The 21956-nt window shown below is 66.4% G+C and carries 21 protein-coding genes; 6 read left to right on the forward strand and 15 right to left on the reverse strand.

Going from position 1 to position 21956, the window contains the following annotated elements:
* Window positions 1-374: 374 nt before the first annotated feature.
* The 4 genes from VB777_RS14710 to grrP are packed head-to-tail and all read right to left on the reverse strand — an operon-like array spanning window position 375 to window position 3607.
* Window positions 375-1082, reverse strand: a complete 708-nt coding sequence (locus VB777_RS14710) for a TIGR02466 family protein (RefSeq protein WP_323249838.1) — start codon at window positions 1080-1082, stop codon at window positions 375-377.
* Window positions 1063-2259, reverse strand: coding sequence for a cyclophane-forming radical SAM/SPASM peptide maturase GrrM/OscB (gene grrM / locus VB777_RS14715; protein WP_416238365.1), 1197 nt, complete (start codon window positions 2257-2259; stop codon window positions 1063-1065). The genes VB777_RS14710 and grrM overlap by 20 nt, the downstream gene beginning before the upstream one ends.
* Window positions 2256-2669 (reverse strand): GrrA/OscA1 family cyclophane-containing rSAM-modified RiPP, encoded by a 414-nt coding sequence (grrA, locus tag VB777_RS14720; protein ID WP_323249840.1) that lies wholly within the window; start codon window positions 2667-2669, stop codon window positions 2256-2258. The genes grrM and grrA overlap by 4 nt, the downstream gene beginning before the upstream one ends.
* A gap of 59 nt (window positions 2670-2728) precedes the next feature.
* On the reverse strand, window positions 2729-3607 hold the full coding sequence (grrP, locus tag VB777_RS14725) for an extracellular substrate binding-like orphan protein GrrP (protein ID WP_323249842.1): 879 nt from the start codon (window positions 3605-3607) through the stop codon (window positions 2729-2731).
* A gap of 253 nt (window positions 3608-3860) precedes the next feature.
* Here grrP and VB777_RS14730 point away from each other — a divergent pair, with 253 nt between their 5' ends.
* Entirely contained in the window at window positions 3861-4535 is a 675-nt protein-coding gene (locus tag VB777_RS14730) for an EF-hand domain-containing protein (protein WP_323249844.1), read from the forward strand.
* A 541-nt stretch (window positions 4536-5076) separates the two neighbouring features.
* Window positions 5077-5364 carry a hypothetical protein gene (locus VB777_RS14735; protein ID WP_323249846.1) on the forward strand — a complete coding sequence of 96 codons (288 nt, stop codon included), beginning with the start codon at window positions 5077-5079 and terminating at the stop codon, window positions 5362-5364.
* Here VB777_RS14735 and VB777_RS14740 read toward each other — a convergent pair.
* From VB777_RS14740 to VB777_RS14760, 5 genes are all read right to left on the reverse strand, one after another.
* Window positions 5352-5714, reverse strand: a complete 363-nt coding sequence (locus VB777_RS14740) for a hypothetical protein (RefSeq protein WP_323249848.1) — start codon at window positions 5712-5714, stop codon at window positions 5352-5354. The two genes, VB777_RS14735 and VB777_RS14740, sit on opposite strands and share 13 nt — an antisense overlap.
* Window positions 5715-5739: 25 nt before the next feature.
* Entirely contained in the window at window positions 5740-7329 is a 1590-nt protein-coding gene (locus tag VB777_RS14745; protein ID WP_323249850.1) for a cryptochrome/photolyase family protein, read from the reverse strand.
* Entirely contained in the window at window positions 7313-7558 is a 246-nt protein-coding gene (locus tag VB777_RS14750; protein WP_197172467.1) for a hypothetical protein, read from the reverse strand. Before VB777_RS14750 ends, VB777_RS14745 begins: the two co-directional genes overlap by 17 nt.
* 98 nt (window positions 7559-7656) lie before the next feature.
* Window positions 7657-9789: an excinuclease ABC subunit UvrC gene (gene uvrC, locus VB777_RS14755; protein ID WP_323249852.1), complete on the reverse strand. Its 2133-nt coding sequence runs from the start codon at window positions 9787-9789 to the stop codon at window positions 7657-7659.
* A 28-nt stretch (window positions 9790-9817) separates the two neighbouring features.
* Window positions 9818-10312 (reverse strand): flavin reductase family protein, encoded by a 495-nt coding sequence (locus tag VB777_RS14760; protein WP_323249854.1) that lies wholly within the window; start codon window positions 10310-10312, stop codon window positions 9818-9820.
* 97 nt (window positions 10313-10409) lie between these two features.
* Here VB777_RS14760 and coaD point away from each other — a divergent pair, with 97 nt between their 5' ends.
* Together coaD and VB777_RS14770 are read left to right on the forward strand one after the other, a co-directional pair.
* A complete protein-coding gene (gene coaD, locus VB777_RS14765; protein ID WP_197170258.1) occupies window positions 10410-10901 on the forward strand; it encodes a pantetheine-phosphate adenylyltransferase in 492 nt (163 codons plus the stop codon).
* A 1-nt stretch (window position 10902) separates the two neighbouring features.
* Window positions 10903-11862 (forward strand): hypothetical protein, encoded by a 960-nt coding sequence (locus VB777_RS14770; RefSeq protein WP_197170259.1) that lies wholly within the window; start codon window positions 10903-10905, stop codon window positions 11860-11862.
* Between the two features lie 30 nt (window positions 11863-11892).
* On the opposite strand, the gene dacB is transcribed toward VB777_RS14770, so the two are convergent.
* The 5 genes from dacB to dapF form a co-directional block, all read right to left on the reverse strand.
* On the reverse strand, window positions 11893-13257 hold the full coding sequence (dacB, locus tag VB777_RS14775) for a D-alanyl-D-alanine carboxypeptidase/D-alanyl-D-alanine-endopeptidase (protein WP_197170260.1): 1365 nt from the start codon (window positions 13255-13257) through the stop codon (window positions 11893-11895).
* Window position 13258: 1 nt separating this feature from the next.
* Entirely contained in the window at window positions 13259-13786 is a 528-nt protein-coding gene (locus tag VB777_RS14780) for a DUF4330 domain-containing protein (RefSeq protein WP_197170261.1), read from the reverse strand.
* Between the two features lie 102 nt (window positions 13787-13888).
* Window positions 13889-14578, reverse strand: a complete 690-nt coding sequence (locus tag VB777_RS14785) for a DUF1995 family protein (RefSeq protein WP_197170262.1) — start codon at window positions 14576-14578, stop codon at window positions 13889-13891.
* A gap of 26 nt (window positions 14579-14604) precedes the next feature.
* The gene (locus VB777_RS14790; protein WP_416238366.1) at window positions 14605-15879 is read right to left on the reverse strand and encodes a cysteine desulfurase family protein; all 1275 of its coding nucleotides are present in this window, start codon (window positions 15877-15879) and stop codon (window positions 14605-14607) included.
* Window positions 15860-17050: a diaminopimelate epimerase gene (dapF, locus tag VB777_RS14795; protein WP_323249858.1), complete on the reverse strand. Its 1191-nt coding sequence runs from the start codon at window positions 17048-17050 to the stop codon at window positions 15860-15862. Before dapF ends, VB777_RS14790 begins: the two co-directional genes overlap by 20 nt.
* An 81-nt stretch (window positions 17051-17131) precedes the next feature.
* On the opposite strand from dapF, the gene VB777_RS14800 reads away from it, so the two are divergent.
* Entirely contained in the window at window positions 17132-17374 is a 243-nt protein-coding gene (locus VB777_RS14800) for an Hfq-related RNA-binding protein (protein ID WP_197155852.1), read from the forward strand.
* Window positions 17375-17438: 64 nt separating this feature from the next.
* Window positions 17439-20144 carry a leucine--tRNA ligase gene (leuS, locus tag VB777_RS14805; RefSeq protein ID WP_416238368.1) on the forward strand — a complete coding sequence of 902 codons (2706 nt, stop codon included), beginning with the start codon at window positions 17439-17441 and terminating at the stop codon, window positions 20142-20144.
* 3 nt (window positions 20145-20147) lie between these two features.
* On the opposite strand, the gene VB777_RS14810 is transcribed toward leuS, so the two are convergent.
* A complete protein-coding gene (locus tag VB777_RS14810) occupies window positions 20148-21749 on the reverse strand; it encodes a glucose-6-phosphate isomerase (RefSeq protein ID WP_322758715.1) in 1602 nt (533 codons plus the stop codon).
* Window positions 21750-21956 lie beyond the last annotated feature (207 nt).

Raw genomic sequence — 21956 nt, forward strand, 5'->3', positions numbered from 1 at the left:
TGCGCCCTGGACCTGATGTCGTCAGTCCCAGCCCTGCGTACCCAGGGAGGGACAGCGGAGGAGTGTCTCTGCCCCTGGAGGCGTCAGCTTCGATTGGGCATCGGTGCTTCCTCGCTGATTTCGTCCCATGCATGGGACGCGAACAGGATGCCACCGTCTCGATGATGCGTCCTGATGATGCTGTTTGGCTGCGGGGCCGAGGGGTTCTGGAACGATCAGATGCCTGTCTTCAGACTGCAGCAGGAGCCTGTCTTCAGGCTGAAGAAGAAGAAGAACACTGGTCCGAAGGCACTGACTCAATGGCTTTCCATCTGAACTTCTTTCCATGGTCTGGCTTCGCGCATTCCCGATATGGAGCGACCCACAGCGGCTGGTCAAACCAGAGACAGGGGAACCCAATCGAGGGGATGGGGCACCTGCATCTCGCGCCCTGCTCCCGGCGGCGTGGTCAGCGCCAGGTCATAGGACACCGAATACCGGCTGCTGCGACCTTCATAGGGGGTGACGCGATGGCGCAGATCGGAAGGGAAGATCAGCAACCGATGGGTCTGCGCAGCAAACACTCCCCCACTGACGGCAGCCGCCGCATAGGGCAGCGTCATGCTGTGGCTGAAATAGGTCTCCGGAGCCTGGAATTCCAGTTGTCCGGTGGGATTGTCGGGCTCCATTCGGACGTAGAACACGGCACTGAGCTGGGCATTGGGATGGGTGTGGGCATCCAGTTCACCTCCCTGGGACGGACAGATCACCGACCAGGCCTTCTGGATGTGCAGCTCCAGTCCGTGATCGGGGCCAATCAGTTTCTCCAGAAACAGGCCGGCATAGTGGGCCAGCTGGCGGTTGAGCCACTGGAATTCGCCCAGGCGGTGCAGTTGATCCATCCCGAGCTCCGCCAGCACATCACCGGTGAGATTGTTGCGGCTGGAGAATCGTTCGTGCTGATACACGGTCCGGTCCAACTGGGCAAGGAAAGCCTCCATTGCCGCTGCGGTGGCAGCATCCGGCTGGAGATCCTCCTGCAGGACAGGGGTAGGAAAGAGCCAGTGCAGGGGCATGGTGCACTCAGGCGCCGCTTGGCTCACCAGGGGAGGGCTGCAGGGGCGGCCCTGCCTCGAAGCGCTCCAGCAGAACCTGCACGGGAATCTTGGTGCCGAAGCGGCAGGCGTGGGTCTCACTCGCCCGCAGGCTGCCGTGCTCCCAGAACTTGTTGCTGCCGTTTCCACCGCCGCAGAAGCCGAAAGTCTCACAGCTCTGGTGGCAGTTCGCCACACCTGCCGTCATGTCTCCCCAGAGGCGGTGGAAGCGGTCGGTGGTGGTGGATTCCACCAGGGACATCTCTCGCAGATTGCCGAGGTTGAAACTGCCATAGGTGTCGCTAGCCACCGAGAGCAGCTCGGGATCGAAGGTGGAGAAATTCCCAAGGGCATCGACACTCAGGATCGAGAAGGGCCGGTTGAGTTCGTTCTGCTGCATGCGGCGTTGATCCTGGATCAGCCCGATCACCTGATCAAACTCCCGCAGGATGACGGGAAAGCCGTCCTGCTCACTCAGATCCCAGAACGTTCGCAGAAAGTGCCGGTATTGCTCTTCCCGTTCCTGCCCCTGCATCGAGGAGCTGGTATGAATCCCCTCCTGTTCCTCCACGTTGAACCCCACGGCGCTGATGCCGTTGTCGCGGAAGAAGCGGTAGATCCGCTCCGGTTGCTCCATCGCTGCCGCCGTGATCACGGAGATGCAGTGGAAGGGCAGGTCATGGCGATGCAGGGCCTCGATCCCCTTCATCGCCAGGGCATGGGACCCCAGGCCGTTGCGGAATCGACGGTTGGCGTCGTGAATATCTTCGGGGCCATCCACGCTGATGCCCACCACGATTCTGTTGCGACGGAAGCATTCACACCAGCCGTCGTTGATCAGGGTGGCGTTGGTCTGAACATGCTGCGTGAATTCGATCTCCTCCGCCTGCCACTCCAGCAACGACCGCTGGATGATCGCGGTGGCTTGGTCGTACCAGCTGCAGGGCAGAGTGAGCGGCTCGCCGGCATGCCACACCAGGGCAAGCTCCGGTCCGCAATAGGGACTCTCCAGTATGCGCTGCATCAGCAGAGGCAGCAGGCTGAGGTCGAAGTCCCGTTTCTTCTGGCGATCCGGCAGATAGCAGTAGGAGCAGTCGAGGTTGCACAGGGAGGTCGACTGCACCACCACCAGGCCGATGGGGCCGAAACGGCTGAGATCAGGCCCGGAAGAGAAGGCTCGGATCACCAGTTGATGAACGTACGACCAGACCCATTGCGCCAGGCATCACCGCCCCCGTTGCGCCAGGCGGAGCTGCCCCCATTCCCCCAGCCGCCGCGGTAGGACCCATTGCTCCAGGTGGGGCGGCTGTTGCTCCACTTGGCGCCGCCCTTGCCATTGCTCCACTTGCCGCTGCCACGGGTGTTCTTGAAGGCGTGACCACCGCCGTTCCCCCACTTGCTCTTGGCAATCTGCTCGCCCTCGACGGCAGTGGGTCGCAGCAGGTTGCTCCAGTCACCATTTCTGACGGTCTCGATGCGGCTGTCGAGGCTGTTGGCAGGATCGGGCTGGCCATAAAAGACCGAGGCGTCGGCGCTCTGGCAAAGAGTGGCACTGCAGGCCAGAAGAACCTGGAAGGTGATCAGGGAACGTTTCATCGATGCAACAGGCTGGGGTTGGGGATGACACTCAGGGAAGCGGAATCAGAGGGGGAGATTCACTCGGGGCCCTGCTCATTCGCATTCGGTGGCTTCACAGTGGTGGAAATCTCCGCCGTGGAGGTCAGGATCATCTGGTAGAAGTCGCCGATCTGCTCTTCAGACAGTTTGATGGCGCTGCCCGGTCCCACCCAGCGATTCACCATCTCACGGGAACCGCTGTCGCCGTCCACATAGGCCTGCATCATCTGGGCGATGGCCAGGTTGCCGGCGGTCAGCAAGCCAGGATTGTTCTGCGCCACGATGCAACCGATGCCGGTTCGGGCATAGGGGTAGTCGGGCACCAGCATCTTGTTGCCAGACCCCCTGTTGGCGGCCAGCCAGAGGCTTGAGCCTGCCAGGATGTCCACCGTGTTGTCATTCAAAGCGGCCAGGGCCTCTGCCGGAGTCTTGAATCCCCTGAGCTTGGCCGCAGGCACCACACTGGCGATCACCTGGGCGGCGGCGGAGTTGTCCACCACCCCCACGGTTCTGCCGCTCAGGGAGTCAGGTGTGCCATCGACACCGGCGGGCGCCAGCAGGCGGGTGCCGCCGATGGCGAAGGGAAGGGTGAAGAGCACCTGCCGGGTTCGGGGCCAGGTGAAGGCCACGCCGCAGGCGATGTCGGCCTTGCCGGAGGTGATGGCCTCGAACCCTTCATCGATGCTGGCCGCAGGCAGGAAGCGGAGGCTCGTGGCCCCCGCCTCGTCTTTCACGGCGCTCAGCACATCAACGGCGAGACCCTCATAGCTGTCGCCCCGTTTCTCGATGAACGGCAGAACGGCATCGAAGACCACGGCCCTCAGTTCGCCCGTCGCGGGGCGGGACTGGGCGGCAGGCGGCATCAGACCGGCCAGCAGCACGAGGGCACCCAGGACGGGGACGAGCCGGGAACGCATCGGAATCCGCTGAACGACCATCCATGGATATCCGGTACCGCTGGGGCCAGTCGGCAGGACATACATATTGAAAGGAAGACTGGCTGAGTCAGGCATCATCGGTCCTGGCCAGGGCGGGCATCCTGCGGTGTTGATCGCACTGGCCACCGCCAGGGGAACGTTGCCCTGGTTCCCGATGCAATGTCAGGGGCGTGCCAGGCCCCATGGGTGCCATCAGTGCCGGTAGCGTCAGCTGATTCCCCCGGTCCAATGGATGGTGAACGGCTCTGAACGACCTGAGCGCCCGGCGCCCCAGGCCCCGGCAGGGCATCTGCCGGTCCAGCTGATCCACCGCTATCTCCGCCTGTTTGCCTTCTACGACCGCGATGGCGACGGACGCCACACCCTGCGCGGCGATTTCGAGCCGGTGGCTGCTCAGCTCGCTCAGCGCTGGCAGGGTCGGAGGACTCCCTTCCCGAATCTGCTGCAGCTTCTTCTCGACACCTACAGGCACGAAAACGCGCGTCGAGACAGCGACCATGACGGACTGGTGACTCAGGTGGAGTTCGTGGCCTCCCACGCGCGGGTGTTCGCTGCCTTCCAGGCCGATCCGGATGGTGCACGGCGGTTCATCGCCCGGTCCGCCGGTGGTTTTTTCGACGTGCTCGACCTCGATGGCGATGGCATGCTCTGCCTCGACGACCTGGCGGCCTTCGCCTCCGCCTACGGCCATCCCACCGGCAGCATCGCCGCCAACCTCGATGCAATGCTCGCCGGCCTGGGTTTGCCGGCAGGCCTGCTGCCGCGCGAGGCTTTCCTGACGCTGGTGGAACAGTATTGGTTCGATCCCTCCCCGGAGGCGCCCGGCCGCCACCTCTTTGATGGCGTGGGCCTGTCCGATCCATCCGATGCCCACACCGCAAGCATTGCCCCCCCCATCAGTGGATGACAAGCCTCGACTGGATGGGCCTGAACGCTGAACGGATTGGAGGGGTGCACTGTTTGTTCCCCGATCATTCGATTCAGACATCTCTTGCTGATCACAGCAAAAAACCTCGCCAGGGATTGATCCAAAACATCCTCAATGGCCGCATTCTTCGCCATTGCATGCCTGGTTAACGGGCAAGGCAGTTCAACAGCAGTTATCAGCAATGGTCATCCTTGTCGACAGCAGCCATACAATGAAGGTTAGACGCTCTTGACAGCTGATCGCCCAAGAAAAGGTATCCTTAGAACTCACTCCTCTTTTCAGATCCATTCTCCTTAAGATCCATATTTCCGAAATCCCTCCCATTTAGTGCTGTTTCTCATTTGAGAGATCCAAGCTCTTGAATCCGCTAGTTTCAGCCGATCCAATCCTCCCTTTCAGCAGGGGATGAACCATGGCTCACCCATTGAAGCGTTCGTTCGATAGGTAACGCCTTCCTCCATAGGATGACGTTGTCGTTGTCAGGTGGGAGGCGCCCCCAATCTGTGGCTCAACAAACTGGATGATGGGTTGCATCTGGCGGTGCTGTTCGTGCCCGACGATCGCGGCACACCACCACGCTGCGCTCAGGGCACTGCGGGATCTCTCCAATCACAACAACGACGAGGGCCGCCCCTTCATCGAAGGCCAGGCAGAGCTGCTGGGTGGCGGCCGCATTCCGGTTGGTCATGCCAACGTCAATGACCCGCCGCTGTATCGCTTCTTCCGCTACCTGGAGGCGATCACCGCCAGCCCGATCGCCGTCGGCCACAAACCAAACCCCCGCGATCTGCTGGTTCAGCGCAACTGAAGCAGATCCATCAGTCGCTGGCGCATCAGGGCGATCGGCTGGTCGGCTTCGATCAGATGCTCTCCTATCGGCCAGGGCTCGAGCACGGCGGCCACGGCGGTGAGAATCGCCCGGTCCTGATCGATCAGGCCCCGCTCGAACCGCACCATGGCAGCAGCCGACACCTGCTCTTCGGTGTCGTTGCGGACGAAGAAGCGGCTGACTCGCGTGTCCTGGGGATTGGTGGGCACGGCGTGGAACACGATCCGCTGCCGCAGGCCCTTCGGCCATTCCAACTCCAGGCTGAGGCCGGGCGGCGCAATCCAGCTCACCTGCCGCTCCAGCGATCTGGATCCCGGCAGATGTGGCATCTCGCGGTCTCGGGAGGGGTGGCTTTCAGCCCCGACCGCGACTCTGATCGCCGAGAGGCCAGCCGTCACTGTGCAGCTCCGCCGTCGCCCGGATCTCCGTCAGTTCCTCCGCAGGGATCTTCTCCAGTTGGCGCAGCACGAGCGTCATGCGGCCGTTGCGGCTCAGGTCGTGCTGGTGGCGGGCGAGGAAATCCCAGTAGTGGGCATTGAGCGGGCAGGCCTGCGGGCCGCTGCGCTGGCGGGGGTCGTAGCGGCAGCCCTGGCAGTAGTTGCTCATGCGGCGGATGTAGTTGCCGCTGGCGGCATATGGCTTGCTCGCCAGGCGCCCGCCATCGGCGAACAGGGCCATCCCCAGCACATTGGTCTGCATCACCCAGTCGTGGCCGTCGATGAACATGCGATGGAACCAGGCGGTGAGGGCCTGGGGATCGAGGCCGGCGATCAGGCCGTAGTTCGCCAGCACCATCAGCCGCTGGATGTGGTGCGCGTAACCGGTGGCCTTCACCTCCGCCAGCACCGTGTCGAGGCAGGCCATGCCGCTGCCGCCCAGCTCCTCGAAGAACGCCGGCAAGGGTCGCTGGTGGCCGAAGTGATTGCTGGTGGCATAGGCCTCACCGAACCAGTGGTAGAGGCCATGGGTGTACTCGCGCCAGCCGAGGATCTGGCGGATCACCCCCTCCAGCCCCGCCAGGGGCGTCCCCCGCTCCAGGCCCGCCGTCTCCAGCCGGCGGATCACCTCCAGCGGATGGAGCAGCCCCAGGTTCAGATAGGGCGAGATCAGCGCATGCCAGAGGGTGGGCTGCCCCTGAACCATGGCGTCCTGATACGGCCCGAAGCCATCGAGGCGGGTGGCAATGAAGTGTTCCAGCACTGCCAGGGCCTGCTGCCGGCTCACCCCCCAGCCGAAGGGACGGGGACTGCCCGGCAGTGGCGGCAGCCCTTCCGCGCGCCGCTGCTCCTGCAGCCGCTCCACCCGCTCGATCACCGCCTCGGTGATCGCATCCGGGGCAAAGACCAACGGTGCCGGACCCTCCAGCCCCCGCGGCGGTGCCTTGCGGTTGTCGGCATCGAAGTTCCACTGGCCACCCAGGGGACGGGCCATCTTGCCCTCCCCCTCCAGCAGCACGCCGAAACGGCGGCGCCCCTCGCGGTAGAAGAATTCCAGGCGCCATTGCTTCTGGCGCCCGGCCCACGCCGAGAACGCCTCCCGGCTCCAGAGGAAGGCGTTGCTGGGCAGCCACACCAGGCGCACCGGGAGCCGCAGGGCATCGATGGCCTGGCGAAACTCCCGGTCCGCCGGCTCCATCAGACGCAGTTCCTCGATCCGGTGCTCGGCGATCCAGCCCCGCACCGCCTCACCGGAGCTGGCCGCCTCACGGTGATCCACCTCCCAGCCCACCTGCCGCAGCGCGATGGCGAAGTGCCGCTGGGCGCTCCACTGCAGCACCAGCTTCTGGCAATGAGACGCCCGGCGGCGGAGTCCCGCGGCGCTCTCGACCAACAGCACCCGCGCCTGCCCCGGCCCGATGCTGGCCAGGGCGGCCTGATCGGCGCTGAGCTGATCGATCAGCACCCATACCCCCAGCCTGGGCGCGAGGTCAGCCAATCGGCTCACCGCTGAGACGGCAGGCGCGCCGGGTCACCGCCGCCACATAGCCCCGCTCCACCGGTCCCGTCGCCGGGCTGAGGCGCCCATCACGGCAATCCACCACCAACCGCTCGTGGTGCCCCTGCTGATCGCTCACCCGCAGGCGCAGCTGGAAATGGTGCTTGGCACTGCGGGTGATCTGATCTGCGCAGACCGGTCCGATGCACAGGCCCGGCTCCGCCAGGGCCTGCGGCATCAGAGCCTTGGGTGCCAGGGCCAGCGGGACAGGCAGAGGCAGGAGCAGCAGGGGAAGTGCCACCGTCAGAAGGCTCAGCAGCAGGCCAGCGATGTGCCTCAACCGGCGAGCTCCAGAGGGGTTCCATTCTCCTGGCTGCCGCAGTCAGGAGCGGAATCGGTGAGGCGTGGATCCTGATCCGCTGCTGGTGCCGTGTCGGTGTCGGTGTTGATGTCGGGGGTGTCAGCATCCGCATCCGGGTGGAAATAGGCCCAGATCTGCTGCGCCAGGGCCGGCCCCACCCCCGGAGCCTCGGCAATCCGCTCGGCACTGGCCAGCTGAATGGCATCGATCGAACGGAAGTGAGCCAGCAGCTCCTTGACGCGCTTGGGCCCCAGACCCGGAATATCGGAGAGGCGGGAGCGTTTCATTCGCTCCCCCCTCTGCTGCCGGTGGAAGCTCACAGCGAAACGGTGGGCCTCATCGCGCAGGCGACGCAGCAGCTGGACACCCAGCTGCTCGGGCTCGCTTTCGAGCGGCTCCCGGGCACCGGGCAGGAAGACCTCCTCCCGCTGCTTGGCCAGGGAGCAGACCACCAGGTCCTCGTCGAGATTCAACTCCCGCAGGGCCTCCATCACCGCCGAGAGCTGCCCCTTGCCGCCGTCGATCATCACCACATCCGGCCAGTCATTGAGCCCGCCGGTGTGCAGCGCCGAATCGGCCGCTCGCCGCAGCTCACGCAGATCCGCCCCCTCGGCCTTGGCCTGGGCCCAACGGCGGAAGCGGCGACGCATGATCTCGGCCATGGCCATGAAGTCGTCGGAGTGGCCGGAGCGGATCGAACTGCTCTGGATCTTGTACCTGCGGTAGTGCTGCTTGGCCGGCAGGCCATCGAGAAACACCACCTGCGAGGCCACCGCATCGCTGCCCTGGATGTGGCTGATGTCATAGCCCTCGATGCGGCGGGGTGGATGGGTCAGATCGAGCAGCTGGGCCAGATCTTCCGTCGCCAGCGTGTTCTGTTCACTGCTGCGCTGGGCCCGCTCCAGTTCATAGCCGGCATTGCGAACCACCAGCTCGATCAGCTCGGCCTTCTGCTGCCGCTGCGGTACCACCAGCTTCACCCGGCGGCCGCGCCGCTCCGCCAGCCAGTCCTCAATCAGGCTCTGCTGAGGCAGGGGGTATTGCAGCAGCAGCTCCGGCGGAATCTCCACTGGTTCCACCTGGCTGTAGTGCTCCTCGATCACCCGCTGCAGGATCCGGCCCAGGGCCTGCTGCCGCTCCGGCGCGGCTGGCAACTCCCCGCCAGCTCCTTCCTCCGCAGCGGGAAGGGCCACCGCATCGGCGGTGAAACCGAGCCGACCCACCAGTTTGCCGGCACGCATCTGGAACAGTTGCACCGCCGCCAGCCGGTCATTCGCCGCCAGGGCCAGCACATCGCGGGAGACGGAACTGTCCCCCAGGCTCATCTTCTGATCGGCGGTGAGGTTGGCCAGACCCTGCAGCTGGTCTCGTACCCGAGCTGCCGACTCGAAATCGAGCCGCTCGGCATAGCGCTCCATCTGGACCTGCAGCAACTCCAGGAGCTCATCATTGCGCCCCTGAAAAATCATCGCCACCTTGCGCAGGATGTGATGGTAGTCGTCTGAACTGATCTTCTCCTGGCAGACACCCGGGCAGCGGCCGATATCAAAGTTCAGGCAGGTGCGATCCCGATGCAGCGGCTGGGGCCGTTGCCGCAGCGGAAACACCCGTTTGACCAGGCCCAGGGTGCGGCGCAGCAGTCCCACATCCACATAGGGCCCGTAGAAACGATCCAGCGGGCTGCGGAGGCGGCGGCGGCGGGTGATGAACAACCGCGGATAAGCCTCACTCCAGGTGATGCAGAGATAGGGATACTTCTTGTCGTCCTTGAGCAGCACGTTGAAGTGCGGCTGGTTCTGCTTGATCAGGTTCGACTCCAGCGCCAGCGCCTCCGCTTCGCTGTCGGTGACGATGAACTCGATCTCACACACCTGCCGCACCATCAGGCCGATGCGGGGGCTGTGCCCCTGGGAGGCCTGAAAGTAACTGCGTACCCGGTTGCGCAGCAGCTTCGCCTTGCCGATGTAGAGGATGCGATCGTCGGCGTCGCGCATCAGATAGCAACCCGGCTCCGCAGGGACCGCCTTGAGGCGGGCCCGCAGACGCTCAGGCTGTTGGATCAGGGGGCGCTGGGTGGCCCCGGCGGGCTCGGGGAGGGACTCAGCCACGGGGCAAACCACCGGGTGCTGCGTGGGATCAGCCGCCGTACTGCCAGCCGGTGCTGCTCAGCTCCAGGGCACTGGCATCGCGGTGCAGCACAGCGCTCTTCACCTCAGCCACGAAGACGGTGTGATCGCCGTGGGCCACCTGCCCCACCAGCTCACACTCCACGCCGCCCAGGGCGTCGTTGAGGATCGGCAGGCCGAGGGGGCCAAGACTGAAGGGTGCCGCATCAAAGCGGCCACCCATGGCCTTCTGGGGCTTGAAGAACACGGCCGCCAGATCCTTCTGATCGGAGCTCAGCACGTTCAAGGAAAACCGTCTGGTGCGCTGGATGATGCCGTTGCTGGTGGAATCGGCCCGCACGGCCATCACCACCAGCGGCGGCTCGAACGATCCCTGGGTGACCCAGCTGGCGGTGAAGCCATTCACCTCCTCGCCTTCGGTCACGCCGCAGATGAACACCCCATGGGGGATCTTGCGCAGGAGCACCTTCTTGGCTTCGGCGTTCAGGCCGGGCTGGTCGGACATGGCAGGGGAGGGCGCGGACGCCCGCGGCTGTCCTGACTCTAGAAAGCCATCCGCAGGTGAAGCAGCCCATAGGCTGGCCGCCAGCAGGAACCGAGCGATGCGCGCCCTCTACCCCGGCAGCTTCGATCCCCTCACCCTGGGCCACCTCGACCTGATCGAGCGATCCGCCGGCCTGTTCGACGGCGTGATGGTGGCGGTGCTGCAGAACCCGGGCAAGCGCCCCGCCTTCACTCTGGAACAACGCCTGGAGCAGATCCAGGCCGCCACTGCTCACCTCGCCGGTGTGGAGGTGGGCAGCTTCGACGGGCTCACCGTCGACTTCGCCCGCCAGTGCGGCACCGCCGTGATCCTGCGGGGGCTGCGGGCCCTGAGCGACTTTGAGTTCGAACTGCAGATCGCCCACACCAACAAGAGCCTGGCGCCGGCGGTGGAAACCCTGTTCCTGGCCACTGCAGTGCACCACAGCTTCCTGAGCAGTTCGGTGGTGAAGGAGGTTGCCCGCTTCGGCGGGGATGTGCGTCACATGGTGCCGGCGGGAGTGGCGGAAGATCTGGCCAGGCTCTTTAATCGGACATCCACGACAGCCTGAGATGTCCGAGTTGCGCATCACCGTGCTCGATCAGCTGGAGCAGCTTGAGGAGCTCATTCTGGATGGCAGCCGCATCCCCTTCAGCGGCGGGCGGCTGGTCAACGAGCAGGACGCCATCGAGCTCATGGATGCGTTGCGTGACGCTCTGCCGAGCCAGATCGAACAGGCGGACGAGCTGATCCGTCAGCGGGAGAGCTTCATCGAGAAGGCACGCCAGCAGGCCGAGGAGATCGTCAACCAGGCGCGACGGGAGCGGGAACAGCTGATCCAGAACGCGTCCGTACGACAGGAAGCCGAACGGCAGAGCGCCGAGATGCGCGAACAGGCCCGCCAGCAGTGCGAGCAGGTGCTGCTGCAAGCCCGCCAGCAGGTTGCCCAGGCAGAACAGGAGCACCAGGGGCGTCTCGCCGGGATGGAACAGCAGTTCGCAGCCAGGCGCCAGCACCTCGAGCAGGAAGCCCAGGGCCGACGCCAGCAGATGGAGCAGGAAGCGGCAGAACGCAACCGCCAGCTGGTCGAACAGCACGAACGGTCCCGTCAGCAGAGCCTGCAAGAACTGGAAGGCATTCGCCAGGAAGGCCTGCGGATCCAGCGGGAAAGCCAGGCGGAAGCCGAACGGCTGCAGAACGACGCTCTGCAGTTCCGCCAACAGACCCAGCAGCAGTGTGAGCAACTGATCACCCGCAGCCGTCAGGAAGCTGCCTCGGTGCAGGAGGGGGCCAATCGCTATGCCGAGCAGGTGCTCGGGGAACTGGAAGGCCGCCTCAAGGACCTCAGCCAGGTCGTGCTGGCCGGCCGCCGGGAGCTGGTGCGGATGCAGACGGAGGAGTCCGTCACCTCCAGCCGGCCAGCTGCCTCTGCGCCCGCTCCAGCGGAGGGTCCTGAGGGCTCTGGAGGATCGGTCAGCAGGGCCCGCCGGGCCGCCGGTCGGCTGCGGCAGGTGGCCGGCGGCAGGGGCTGAAGCCCCCTCCGCCACCCCCTCCCAGCCGGACTAGACCGCTGGGCACAGTCCAGCTGTCTGCGCTTGGCGCAGCACCTGACCGATGGTGGTGTTCGGAGCTGCCGCACCATTGGAGATCGCACTCACGTAGCGGGTGCCATCCGCAGAATCGAGCACGCCACTGATCGAGCGCACCCCGCTGATCGTGCCGGTCTTGCCGTGGAAATGGCCCTGCAGCGGGGTGCCCACATAGAGATTGCGCAGGGTTCCGCGTTGGCCTGCGATCGCCATCGAGGCCACGTACTGACGGCCATAGGGGTGCTGATCCATGCGCAGCAGCAGGGCTGCAAGCATCCGGCTGGTGAGGCGGTTGGCCCGGTCCAGACCACTGCCATCCACGACCCGCAACCCCTCGGTCGGCAGGCCCTGCTCGGTGAGCCAAAGGGTGGCCGCCTGACGGGCCTGATCAAGATCCCAGGTGCCGCTGGCCTGGCGCAGCAGCACCTCGGCCGTGAAATTGTGGCTCTCGGTGTTGGCCAGGCTGAGCAGCCCGTACATCGGCAGCGAGGCCTCCTCATGCAGCAGCACCGCATCGGCTGGCAGGGGTGTGGTGGCTGATACCACGGCCAGTCGAGCCTTGCCTCCCTGCTGAACCATCAGTTTCTGCAACAGCGCCTGAAGACGGGCCGGCGGGTTGGCCACAGCATCGTGAATGGCGTTGCTGGTGACCGCAAGGCGCGTGATCGGAGCGCCATAGGCGTAGGCCCGATCGGCCGGATGCCAACCCTTGGGCCACCAGGCCTGGGCCGGTTCCTCGGCCAGTTGCAGGGTGACCAGCCCAGGCGCGACACCAGGTCCACCACCAGCACCGAGAGCCAGCTTGGCGAAGCGCTGAAGCTGCGGCACCGCCAGGTCGGGATCACCCTCGCCGGTGAGGCGCAGGGTGCCATCGGGCAGACGCCACAGGCGGGTGCTGAGGTGATAATCCGGACCGAGTCGATCAAGGGCGAAAGCCGTGCTGACCAGCTTCTGGTTGGAGGCCGGAATACGGGGAAGAGTGCCGTTCACATCCGCCAGCAGACGGCCACTGGCATCCGCCACGGACACGCTCCACACCGATCGCTCAGCACCGATGACGGCCAGAAGTCGTTGTTGCAGTGCAGGGCAACTCACCTGGGCCTGAAGTCGCGGCAGACCCACCGGCTGCGGCGTGGCGGGCAGGGTCAGCGGCAGGGCCGGTTGCAGAGCCACCGGAGGCGGCGAGGCCAGAACCGCCGGGCGCTGCTGGGCAAAGGCGCTGAGCGGCGTGGCCAGCAGACTGAAGGCCGTCAGGGCCAGAGCAGACCGGTGCGACAGGCTGTGGCGCCGGGAGGACTGCTGAACCCAGTGCAGCTTGGACAGGAGATAGGAACGCATCTCAACCCTCCCCGACCTGGAGGCCGGTAACGACACCCTGCACCCTGTATTGCTTGCCCTCCAGCTCCACCGGAGCCCCGATCTTGAGGTTCTGGTTGCCGAAGACCACCCCACCCTCACTCCTGCGGCCCTGTCCCTCCAGCACAAACCGGGCATCAAAACGGCCGAAGACGGCCTGGTTGGGATCAATCGCCGTGACCACCGAGCCATTCGGCTGCAAGGCCACGAGGCGGCTCTGAAGTGGGATCAGCTTCTGGATCGCCACGGTGCCATGAGGCTGGTTACGAATCACGATCGCTACCTTGCGCTCCGTCTCGATGGCGGAGATCAGGGCGCCGGGGTCAGCCACAGGGACACCCCTGACGTCCACCACGACTTTGACGGGCCGCAGATCACCGGTGGCCTTCGCCACGGCACTGCTCAACTTGGGGCTCCAGATCACGCCAGCGGCGGCCAGCAGCACGGCAACGGCTGCACCTGCATCCACCAGGCTCCAGCCGCGGGGTCGGGATGCGGGGGAATCAGCCATGGGCCTCCTTCTTTGGGGGAAGTGTAAGGAGGGCAACCATGGCCCTCAAGCCCCAACGCGAATGCGGGGGTGCTGACTTCCGAGATAGAGACCTGTCGCCCCTCAGTTGCGCAGGCCTTCGATGAACTGATCCAGCACCCGCATCTGTCCGCCCAGATCAAGGCCCTCCTCTCCGGCCAGGGCCATAGCCTGCTGCTCGGCATCAGGCTTCTGCTCGAACGTCGTGCAGAGGCGGTAGCCATCGGGATCGAGGCGGTAGAGCTCCCAGGGGCCGGGATAGGCCCGCTTCAGGGCTGCCTCCGCCTGGGGAAGCAGCGCGTAGGCGCTCTGCCAGCCCGCCAGGAAGCCCCGCCGCCGCTCCCGGGCGACGCTGCCGATCCCCACCGCCGCATCCTCCAGGGACCCGTTCACCAGCACCACGGCGCCGCGATGGCCACCGCAGACCTGCTCCACCAGCTCATAGTCCGCCTGGCTGGCGCCCACGAGCAGCAGCAGCTCGTTGCCCGAGGCCTCGCTCTGACGACGGATCTGGTCGCTGAAACTGGCGATGCAACCGGCGAGCTCAGGAGCATCCCGCTTCGCCAGAGCAGTGGCACCGGCATCGCTGAACAGCAGCCGCAGCTCCTGGCCCGTCTCCAGCAACGCTGCGGCCAGCCGCAGCACCACCGGCAGCACCCGCAACCCTTCAAAGCGCCACTCCACGGTCCAGCGGCCCTTGGGGTCGGCGAGGAACGCGGCCTTCAGCGCCTCGAGGGCCTGCGACTCGGCGGCGCGCAGATCGGCGGGAAGCATCGGCAAGGGGCGAGATCGGCGCGACCCTACCCATCCCGACCGTCACCGCCGGCTGAAACCGCTGCGAGGTCGGCACGGGCCTGCTGCAATGCCGCCGGAAATCCTTCCAGATCCGCCTCGCACAGCCACGGGCCGAGACTGAGACGCAGGCCGCTGGCCGCCTCCTCAGGGCTGTACCCCATGGCCAGCAGTACGGGGCTGGCATCCGGGCGCAGCCGCTGAGGATCCCCGCCGGGACCTGCGGTGCTGGCAGAGCTGCTGCGCACAGAACTTCCGCGTGCGGAACTGCTGCAAGCCGAACCACTGCTCACCGCATAGCCGTGGCGCCACAGCGCCCGCACCAGAGCCCGGCCCGCCAGCGGGCGGCCAGCGGCATCGGAAACCAGGAGACTGATGTGATGGGGCAGGCGTCCATCGGGATCGGCGGGATCGGGTCCGCTGAGGCGCACCCCCTCCAGACCCAGGAGTGTCTCCAGCAAACGGTCGCGCAGGGGGAGAAGCGGGTCGAGTCCTCCATGGCCGTACAGCCGCGCGGCCGCCAGATCGAGTGCGGCGGCGAAGCCGGCGGCGAGGGCAACCGACTCAGTACCGCCACGGCGTCCCCCCTCCTGGCCGCCGCCGCCGATCAAGGGATCGATCTCCACCCCTGGCGCCAGGACCAGAGCACCGATCCCGCGCGGCCCCTGCAGTTTGTGGGCGGTGAGGCTGAGCAGGTCGACCGGCAGGCGGCCCAGATTGACGCTGCGGTGGCCCACCACCTGCACCGCATCGGTGTGGAACGGCACTCCAGCCGCTCGGCAACGGGCGCCGATCGCCTCGATCGGCTGCAGCGCCCCCACCTCGCTCTGGCCCCAGATTATCGAGACCAGCCGGGTCGGGGCCTGTAGCAGCTCTTCAAAGCGATCCAGGCGCACCACCCCACGCCGATCAACCGGCAGGGCCCGCACCTGCCAGCCACGGGCCTGGAGACCGGCCGCCGCCGCCGCCAATGCCGGGTGCTCCACTGCGGAGATCAGCAGCCGACCTGGCTGCATCCGAGCCGCCATGCCGAGCAGAGCCGCATGGTTGGACTCACTGCCGCCGGAGACGAACACCAGTCGATCGGGCTCCACCCCCAGATGGGTGGCGATTGAGATCCGGCTGCGCTCCAGTCGCTCGGCCGCCGCCAGGCCAAACCCATGCAGGCTGGAGGGATTGGCCCAGGCCTCCGCGGCAGCGTCCGCCATAGCCGCCAGCACCGCCGGAGCCGGCGGACTGGTGGCACAGGCATCGAGGTAGACCTCAGCCGCCAAGGGGACCATTCGCTTCGATCCGGGCCCGGGTGCGGTCGTCCAGGGAATTGGTGGCGATCGCGACCAGGTCGTCGAGGGAGCGGCTTTCCAGCAGGGCAGCCACGCGGGCGCGGGCCTCGGCGCTGGGGCAGGCATCCGGCCGCACACAGCCGTTCACGCAGGCCACCGCACAGTTGATTTCGGGCAGGGCAGAGGCCGGGTTGGAGGCAGCAACCTCTGGATCTTGATCCGCAGCATCATCCTCGAGTGCAGCGGAGTCCGCACGGGGGGCTGGGGCCGGTTCGACAGCACCCTGCTGGTCCGGCTCGTGCTGCTCAAGATCCAGCAGGGCCGGAGCCACCACGCCGTCGAAGACGGCCTCGGCCGGGCCGGTCATGAACAGGTGGCCCGTGGCCTCATCCCAGTCGATCTCCAGGGGGCCGCCGGGCAGATCGAGCCGGGCGCGACGTTCACTGAGGCCAAGCCGGTGGCAGACCACCAGGGTGGCGCAGGCACCGGTGCCGCAGGCCAGGGTGGGCCCGGCGCCGCGCTCCCACACCCGCATCACCAGATGGGTGGGGGAGAGCACTTGTACGAAGTGCACGTTGGTGCGGGCGGGGAAGGCCGGATGCACCTCCAGCGCCGCGCCGAAGCTGTCCAGCTCCACCAGCGCCACATCGGTGACCGGGATCACCACATGGGGGTTGCCCATGCCGGCAGCGCCGACCGAAAAGGTGTAACCAGCTGCCTCCAGATCCCCCTGGGGGATGCCGGCCTCGCCCACGGGCAGGGTGGTCGGGACCGCCTCGGGGTCGAGCAGGGGCCTGCCCATGTCCACCCGGATCGTGCCGTCCTCCTGAAGCTCCGGCACGATCCGGCCCGCCAGGGTCTCGATCTGCCACTGGCGGCCCGGTTGATCGCCATCGCTGTCCGCCAGGAAGCGGGCCAGACAGCGGATGCCGTTGCCACACATCTCCGGTTCGGTGCCGTCGGCGTTGAAGATCCGCATCCGCAGCTCTCCCCCCTGGCCCGGAGGCAGGGCCAGGATCACCCCGTCGCCGCCCACACCGAAGCGCCGATCGCAGAGACGGCGCACCAGCTCGGAGGTGAGGCCCAGGCTGTCGTCCTCCTCGGGGGCGTTGCGCCCGTCGAGCATCAGGAAATCGTTGCCCAGGCCTTGGTACTTGCTGAACTGGAGCACGATGGTGCGCGACAGGAGCTGAGGGTGATCCTAGGAAGGGCGCCCCACCAGCCCGGCAGCCGAACAGCCCGTGCGCCCGCCATGGACAACCCGTACACCGACCGCCGCGGACCGATTCTCGACACCACCCAGCCGGGCATCCGCCACATTCAGGACATGATCCGGGAACACAAGCCCGTCAGCGTGCTGATCCAGAGCGGCAGCGAACTGGAGGGCGTCATCCTCTGGCAGGATCTCGAATACATCGGGCTGCAGCACGAGGACGGCCGGCCACTGATGCTGATCAACCGACGCTCCATCAGCATGCTCCGCGCCCTCGGCTGACCCACGGGATCAGCAGGGACCACCAGGCTGAGCCAGCAGGCCTGTGGCACGATCACAGGCTGCCCTGCGGCCCGTCTTCCACGGCCGGGCCCGCGCCGTGACCGATCCCGCCGTGACCGATTCCTCCCGTTACCAGCCGCAGGCCCTCGAAACGCGCTGGCAGGAGCTGTGGGATCGCCACCAGCTGCACCGCACGCCGGAGCCAGGCAACGGTGAGAATTTCTACGCCCTGTCGATGTTCCCCTATCCCTCAGGGAATCTGCACATGGGGCATGTGCGCAATTACGTGATCACCGATGTGATCGCCCGGGCGGCCCGGATGCGGGGCAAGGCGGTGCTGCATCCAATGGGCTGGGACGCCTTCGGCCTGCCGGCCGAGAACGCCGCCATCGAGCGGGGCGTGGAGCCCGGCACCTGGACCGACCAGAACATCGCCTCGATGCGCGCCCAGCTCAACCAGCTGGGCCTCTCGATCGACTGGCAGCGCGAGGTGGCCACCTGCCACGCCGATTACTACCGCTGGACCCAGTGGCTGTTCCTGCAGTTCCTCGACGCCGGTCTGGCGTACCAGAAGGACGCCACCGTGAACTGGGACCCGATCGACCAGACGGTGCTGGCCAACGAACAGGTAGACGGTGAAGGCCGCTCCTGGCGCTCCGGCGCCCTTGTGGAGAAGCGCAAGCTGCGCCAGTGGTTCCTGAAGATCACCGCCTACGCCGACCAGCTGCTGGACGACCTCGACACGCTGCAGGGTTGGCCGGAGCGGGTCCGAACCATGCAGGCCAACTGGATCGGCCGCAGCACCGGAGCTGAACTCAGCTTCGAGGTCGTGGACGCCAGGGGAGAGCCCAGCGGTGAACGGATCACTGTGTTCACGACCCGGCCGGACACGATCTACGGCGCCAGCTATGTGGTATTGGCGCCGGAGCATCCCCTGGTGGCCCAGCTCACCACTGCGGAGCAGGCGATCCACGTGGAAGCCTTCTGCGATCTGGTGAGCCGCCAGAGCGAACAGGAGCGCACCGCCGAAGACAAGCCCAAACGGGGCGTGCCGATCGGTGCCATGGTGCGCAACCCCGCCACGGGGGGCCTGATCCCCCTCTGGATCGCCGACTACGTGCTGGCGGAGTACGGCACCGGCGCCGTGATGGGCGTGCCCGCCCACGACCATCGGGACTTCGTCTTTGCGCGCCAATACGAACTACCCGTGCGGCAGGTGATCATTCCCGAAGGCAGCGATGAGCACGCCTTCGAGGGAGGCGCCTGGACCGAATCGGGGGTGCTGATCCATTCCGGCCCGTTCGATGGGATGCCGAGCCGCGAGGCCAAACAGGCCATCACTGCGGCGGCGGAGCAACAGGGATGGGGCACGGGCAAGGTCCAGTTCCGCCTGCGCGATTGGCTGATCTCGCGTCAGCGCTACTGGGGCTGTCCGATTCCGGTGATCCACTGCGAAACCTGCGGTGTGGTGCCGGTGCCAGCCGAGCAGCTTCCGGTGGAGCTGCCCCAGGGCATAGCGCTGGCCGGCAGGGGCGGCTCGCCCCTGGCCCAGCTGGAGCACTGGGTGACGGTGGACTGCCCCTGCTGCGGCAAACCCGCCCGCCGCGAGACCGACACCATGGACACCTTCATGTGTTCCTCGTGGTATTTCCTCCGCTACAGCGACGCCGGCAACACGCAGGTTCCCTTCAGCCGCGAGGCGGTGGATACCTGGTTGCCTGTGGATCAGTACGTGGGTGGCATCGAACACGCCATCCTGCATCTGCTCTACTCCCGCTTCTTCACCAAGGTGCTGCGTGATCGCGGTCTGCTGGGCTTCGATGAGCCCTTCAAACGCCTCCTCACCCAAGGCATGGTGCAGGGGATCACCTACAAGAATCCCCACAGCGGCAAGTACATCGCGCCGGCGGATGTGGCTGACCCCACCGATCCGCGCGACCCGATCTCCGGCGAGGTTCTGGAGGTCTTCTACGAGAAGATGTCGAAGTCGAAATACAACGGTGTTGATCCATCCGTGGTGATCGACCGTTATGGCGCCGACACGGCGCGCATGTTCATCCTCTTCAAGGCGCCACCCGAGAAGGATCTCGAATGGGACGACGCCGATGTGGAGGGTCAGTATCGCTTCCTGCAGCGGATCTGGCGCCTGGTGGATGCCGCTGCGGAGCGAGGTCTGAGCCTGGCCGCTGGGGCCGGCAACGCGGAGGCCGTGGCAGAGGCGATCGCGGCGGCAGGGGGCAGCCCTGGCCTCCTGGACGACGAACGGGAGCTGCGCCGGGCGGTGCATACCGCCATCGCCGCCGTGACTGATGACCTGACCGGCGAGGAGCTGCAGTGCAACACGGCCGTGTCGGAGCTGATGAAGCTCAGCAATGCCATGGCCAGCCATCTGGCGGCCAGTGGCGACGCCTTCGCCGCCGAAGCCCTGCGCACCCTGGTGCTGCTGCTGGCGCCGTTCGCGCCGCATCTGGCCGAGGAGCTGTGGCTGAAACTCGGCGGCCGCCGCGACAGCGATGACCTGGCCACCACCAGCATCCACGCCCAGCCCTGGCCGACTGCCGACGCCTCAGCCCTGATGCGCAGCACCATTCCCCTGGTGATCCAGGTCAAGGGCAAGGTGCGCGGCAACCTGGAGGTGCCGGCGGATGCCGATGCCGCCACCCTGGAACGCCTGGCCCTGGCCAGCGACATCGCCGCCAGGTGGCTCCAGGGTCAGGCACCGCGTCGGGTGATCGTGGTGCCGGGCAAGCTGGTGAACCTGGTGCCCTGAGGCTCAGGCGCGACGGAACACCAGGGAGGCCGGCTCGCCCCAGTTCCCATCCGCCTGATAGCCGCGGTCGTTGCCGCAGAGGTGACGCAGGATCCAGAAGAGTGGTTCGGGACTGTCCGATCCGAGTTCGTTCTGGAGGGCAGCCAGGGAGCGGGGCTGGCCATCGGCAAGGCGGCCTTCGAGCTGCTCCTGCAGCGACAGAATCACCGCGGCCGCCTTCTTGCCGGCCTCGACACCGGGCTGGTCGTAGGCATTGATGTTGACCAGTTCGGCGTAGAAGCCCACGGCCCGCTCGAACAAGGCAATCAGGGCACCGAGAGCTCGGGCATCGAAGCGACGCAGGGTGATCGCCATGGATTGCCGTCCTCCTTCCATCAGTGCTGAGCGGGTGCCCTGCAGGAATCCCTCGAGAAAGTCACCGGGCCGCTCCCCCTGAACCGGTTCGATATCGGCCGGATCATCGAGGGCTTCGATGAAGGTGACGAAGAAGTTGTCGACCCCATCGCGGAGCTGCTGCACATAGGCGTGCTGATCGGTTGAGCCCTTGTTGCCGTACACGGCAATGCCCTGGTTGACGATCAGGCCGTCACGATCGCGCTGCTTGCCGAGCGACTCCATCACCAGCTGCTGCAGATAGCGGCTGAACACCTCGAGGCGATCGCGGTAGGGGAGCACCACCATGTCGCGGGCGCCATGGCCTTCACCCGCCTGGTACCAGGAGGCGGCCATCAGGGCAGCGGGATTGCTCTCGAGGCGGGCCACCCGCGTGGCTTCATCCATCGCGGCGGCGCCGCCGAGGAAGGAGCGGATGTCTGCACCCGCCAGGGCCCCGGGCAGCAGACCCACGGCGCTGGTGATGCTGGTCCGCCCGCCGACCCAATCGAACATGTCGAAGCGCTGCAACCAGCCCTCCTGCTCGGCGAGGCGGTCGAGCTGGCTGCCCTGCATGGTCACGGCCACGGCCTGGGCGGCCCAGGTGCCGCCGCGGCTCTCGAGGCGGGCGCGGGCCTGCTGCATGCCCAGCCTCGGTTCCGGCGTTCCGCCGGACTTGCTGACGACGATCACCAGGGTGGTGGTCAGCCGCTCCTCCAGGGCCCGCAGGGTGCGGCTCATCCCCTGGGGATCGACGTTGTCGAAGAAGTGGAAGGGAAGGCCCGCCTCCTGCTCCTGAAGGGCGCGGATGATCAGCAGCGGCCCCAGCCCCGAACCGCCGATGCCGATCCAGAGCACATCGGTGAAGGGGCGGCCGCAGGGGGCCATCAGCTCCCCGGCGAGGATGCGGCGTCCAAAGGTCTCAATCTGATCCACCTCGCTGGCGATGTGGGCGCCGCTCTCGGCATCGGGGGCCAGCTGCGGTGCCCGCAGCCAGTAGTGCCCCACCATGCGCTGTTCGTCGGGGTTGGCGATGGCTCCGGCCTCCAGGGCCGCCATCGCCTCAAAGGCCTGGGCAAAGCGTGGACGAAGAGCGTCAAGGCCGGGCTGATCGAGCGCCATGCGGCTCACATCCAGCCAGAAGCCCAGGGCCTCGTCGTGCCAGAGCAGGGCGCAGAAGCGGTCCCACTGGGTCGCCGGATCGTGGCCGTTGAAAGCGGGAAGCTGGGACATGGGGCCTGGAACCGCCTGCGGTGATCAAATCGACGGTATCGGGGGGGCGAGAAGAACCGCAACCGCACACTCCTGCTCAGAGATGGGGCCGAATCTCTTTAAACTTTCTGTCAAAGACTCCCAGTTCCCCTTCAGGACTCTCCCCCTTCGTGCTGCGTTTCCTGCACCATCGTGTCTCCGGAGAAGTCTCAGGTGCTCCTTCGCTCT

The organism is Synechococcus sp. CCY9202, from assembly GCF_034931685.1.
Taxonomy (GTDB): Bacteria; Cyanobacteriota; Cyanobacteriia; order PCC-6307; family Cyanobiaceae; genus CBW1002.

Excerpts from the sequence above, each read along its gene's own strand:
- VB777_RS14770 (WP_197170259.1), top strand. The coding sequence starts at position 10,903 with ATGTCCGAGTTGCGCATCACCGTGCTCGATCAGCTGGAGCAGCTTGAG.
- dacB (WP_197170260.1), bottom strand. The coding sequence starts at position 13,257 with ATGCGTTCCTATCTCCTGTCCAAGCTGCACTGGGTTCAGCAGTCCTCC.
- VB777_RS14800 (WP_197155852.1), top strand. The coding sequence starts at position 17,132 with ATGGACAACCCGTACACCGACCGCCGCGGACCGATTCTCGACACCACC.
- VB777_RS14740 (WP_323249848.1), bottom strand. The coding sequence starts at position 5,714 with ATGCCACATCTGCCGGGATCCAGATCGCTGGAGCGGCAGGTGAGCTGG.
- VB777_RS14810 (WP_322758715.1), bottom strand. The coding sequence starts at position 21,749 with ATGTCCCAGCTTCCCGCTTTCAACGGCCACGATCCGGCGACCCAGTGG.
- VB777_RS14780 (WP_197170261.1), bottom strand. The coding sequence starts at position 13,786 with ATGGCTGATTCCCCCGCATCCCGACCCCGCGGCTGGAGCCTGGTGGAT.
- VB777_RS14785 (WP_197170262.1), bottom strand. The coding sequence starts at position 14,578 with ATGCTTCCCGCCGATCTGCGCGCCGCCGAGTCGCAGGCCCTCGAGGCG.
- VB777_RS14760 (WP_323249854.1), bottom strand. The coding sequence starts at position 10,312 with ATGTCCGACCAGCCCGGCCTGAACGCCGAAGCCAAGAAGGTGCTCCTG.
- grrP (WP_323249842.1), bottom strand. The coding sequence starts at position 3,607 with ATGCGTTCCCGGCTCGTCCCCGTCCTGGGTGCCCTCGTGCTGCTGGCC.
- VB777_RS14790 (WP_416238366.1), bottom strand. The coding sequence starts at position 15,879 with ATGGTCCCCTTGGCGGCTGAGGTCTACCTCGATGCCTGTGCCACCAGT.
- coaD (WP_197170258.1), top strand. The coding sequence starts at position 10,410 with ATGCGCGCCCTCTACCCCGGCAGCTTCGATCCCCTCACCCTGGGCCAC.
- VB777_RS14750 (WP_197172467.1), bottom strand. The coding sequence starts at position 7,558 with ATGCCGCAGGCCCTGGCGGAGCCGGGCCTGTGCATCGGACCGGTCTGC.
- VB777_RS14730 (WP_323249844.1), top strand. The coding sequence starts at position 3,861 with ATGGTGAACGGCTCTGAACGACCTGAGCGCCCGGCGCCCCAGGCCCCG.
- VB777_RS14735 (WP_323249846.1), top strand. The coding sequence starts at position 5,077 with ATGATGGGTTGCATCTGGCGGTGCTGTTCGTGCCCGACGATCGCGGCA.
- grrA (WP_323249840.1), bottom strand. The coding sequence starts at position 2,669 with ATGAAACGTTCCCTGATCACCTTCCAGGTTCTTCTGGCCTGCAGTGCC.